General features: G+C 70.4%; 2 protein-coding genes. Both read left to right on the top strand.

Annotated features, from left to right (window positions below; translation table 11 throughout):
- Nucleotides 1-1614 (top strand): type I secretion system permease/ATPase (locus tag ACTOWL_RS37700; RefSeq protein ID WP_441326435.1); only part of this gene is annotated, 1614 nt, incomplete at its 5' end.
- The coding region (locus ACTOWL_RS37695; RefSeq protein ID WP_441326434.1) for an HlyD family type I secretion periplasmic adaptor subunit at nt 1532-2910 on the top strand (1379 nt) is incomplete at its 3' end. The genes ACTOWL_RS37700 and ACTOWL_RS37695, both read left to right, overlap by 83 nt.

The raw sequence follows: 2910 nt of genomic DNA, 5'->3' as shown, positions 1-2910 counted from the left end.
CTGGTCGCCGGCTTCGCCTTCATCATCCTGGGCTGGCTCGACGGTCTGCGCTCGGCCCTGCTGGCCCGGATCGGCACCCGGTTCGAGCGCCAGCTCGCCGGCACGCTGGTCGAGACCGGGGTGAACGGCGCCGTGCTGGGCGCGCCGGTGGGCGGCCAGGCGCTGCGCGACCTGTCGCAGATCCGCGCCTTCATCGGCGGCCCGTCGATCGCGCCGCTGTTCGACGCCCCCTGGGCGCCGGTCTTCATCATCGTCATGTTCATGCTGCACTGGCTGCTCGGCGTCACCGCGCTGCTCTCCGCCCTGGTCCTGTTCGGGCTGGCGCTGGCCAATGAGAAGATGCTGCGCGGCCCGACCACCGAGGCCAACAAGCTGCAGGTCACCGCCCAGCGCCAGGCCGAGGGCGCCATCCGCAGCGCCGAGACGGTGCGCGCCATGGGCATGCTGCCGGCGCTGCTGACCCGCTGGCGGAAGGACCAGGAGGCGGCGCTGCAGGGCCAGGAGAAGGGCGCCGACCTGTCGTCGATCATCGGCGGCTCCTCGAAATTCGTCCGTATCTTCGTGCAGAGCCTGGTGATGGGCGTCGGCGCCTATCTGCTGCTGAAGGGCGAGCTGACCTCGGGCGGCATGATCGCCGGGTCGATGATCCTGTCCCGCGCGCTGGCCCCGGTCGAACAGGCGATCAGCTCCTGGCGCCAGTTCATCAGCGCCCGCCAATCCTATGACTCGATCGAGAAGATCCTGTCCGCCCTGCCGAAGCGCCGCGACGGGCTGACCCTGCCGGCGCCGTCCGGCAAGGTGCAGATCGACAAGCTGGTGTTCGTGGCGCCGCAGTCCAAGGCCCCGATCATCAAGCGCGTCAGCTTCGAGATCGCGGCCGGCGAGGTGCTGGGCATGGTCGGGCCTTCCGCCTCGGGCAAGAGCACGCTGTGCCGCCTGCTGGTCGGCATCTATCCGGCGAGCGACGGCGCGGTGCGCCTGGACGGCGCCGACGTGGCGCAATGGTCGCCGGAGACGCTGGGGCCATATCTCGGCTACCTGCCGCAGGTGGTCGACATCTTCCCCGGCACGGTGGCCGAGAACATCGCCCGCATGGGCCAGGTCGACTCCGACCAGGTGGTGGCGGCGGCGCAGCTGGCCGGCGTGCACGACATGATCGTGCGGCTGCCGCAGGGCTACGACACGCCGATCGGCGACGGCGGGGTGCCGCTGTCGGGCGGCCAGCGCCAGCGCGTCGGCCTGGCCCGCGCCGTGTTCGGCCAGCCCAGGCTGGTGGTGCTGGACGAGCCCAACTCCAATCTCGACGCCGATGGCGAGGCGGCGCTGATGGGCACGATCGCCGGGCTGAAGGCCCGGGGCACGACCGTGATCATCGTCGCCCACCGCCCGCAGATCCTGGCCGAGGCCGACCGCCTCCTGGTGATGCGCGACGGCGAGATCGCCTTGCTTGGACCGCGGGCCGAGGTTCTGGCCCGCATCGCTGGACCACGTGCCGCCGAGACCACGCCGGCGCCAAAGGGAAGTTCGGAAAATGTCGCTTACCCCTCAGGAGCCTGGACAGCCACTGCCGCCGGCCGTCCTCAGCAGCCCCCGCCTGCCCGCTCCGCTGGATGACACGGCAGCGACGCTGAAGCACAACGCGTACGGCCTGAACCGCCTGAGCCTGATCGGCGGCGTCGTGATCGGCGTCTTCGTCTTCGGCTTCGGCGCCTGGGCCGCCGTCTCCCCGCTGGCCAGCGCCGCGATCGCCAACGGCGTGGTCAGCCCCGCGGGCAACAAGCGCACGGTGCAGCACCTGGAAGGCGGCATCATCCGCGAGCTGCTGGTCAAGGATGGCACCGCGGTCAGGGTCGGCGACCCGCTGCTGGTGCTGGATTCGACGCGCGACCTGGCGACCTATGATTCGGTGCGCATCCAGCGCCTCGCCGACATCGCGGCGCTGACCCGGCTCGAGGCCGAGCAGACCGGCGCGGCGTCGATGGCCATGCCGCAGGAGGTGTTGGACGAGGCGGCGAAGAACCCGGTCGCCGCGGCCCTGGTGCGGGCGCAGCAGGAGCAGTTCGTCTCCCGCCGTGAATCGATCCTGGGCCAGAAATCGGTGCTGGAGCAGCGGGTCGAGCAGAGCCGCTCCGACATCGAGGGGCTGCGCGCCCAGATCACCTCCGGCCAGACCCAGCTGGACCTGATCCAGCAGGAGATCGACGGCGTCGCCCCGCTGGTCGCCAAGGGGCTGGAGCGCAGGCAGCGGCTGCTGGCGCTGCAGCGCGAACAGGCCCGGATCGTGGGCGTGAACGCCTCCAACGTCTCGTCCATCGCCAAGGCCGAGCAGACCGCCGGCGAAAGCCAGATGCGGATGCTGGCGCTGGAAAGCGACTTCCGCGACAAGATCGCCGAGGAGCGTTCCAGCACCCAGAAGGAGTTGGCCCAGCTGGAGGAGAAGATGCGGTCCGCCGGCGACGTGGTCGGCCGCACCCGCATCCTGGCGCCGGTCGACGGCATCGTGGTGAACCTGAAGTACCACACGCTCGGCGGCGTGATTCAGCCGGGCGCCCCGATCCTGGAGCTGGTGCCGCAGAACGAGAGGCTGGTGATCGACGTGCAGGTGCAGCCGAACGACATCGACACGGTGCGCGAGGGGCAGTCGGCGCTGATCCGCTTCACCGCCTACCATCAACGCAACATGCCGCGGATCGACGGCACGGTGATCTATGTCGCCGCCGACAGCACCCAGGACGAGCAGACCCGGCACTCCTACTTCCTGGCCAAGATCGAGGTCGACCCGACCCTGCTGAAGCAGGTGGCGCCGCAGGTCAACCTGTCCGCCGGCATGCCGGCCGAGGCCTCGATCCAGACCGGCACCCGCACCGCCCTGCAATACGCGGTCGACCCGCTGGTCCACGCTTTCCAGCG

This window comes from Inquilinus sp. CA228, assembly GCF_052078665.1.
In the GTDB taxonomy this organism is placed as follows: domain Bacteria; phylum Pseudomonadota; class Alphaproteobacteria; order DSM-16000; family Inquilinaceae; genus Inquilinus.
The sequence above is the reverse complement of the archived record's forward strand: the minus strand, read 5'-3'. Positions and strand labels throughout refer to the sequence as shown.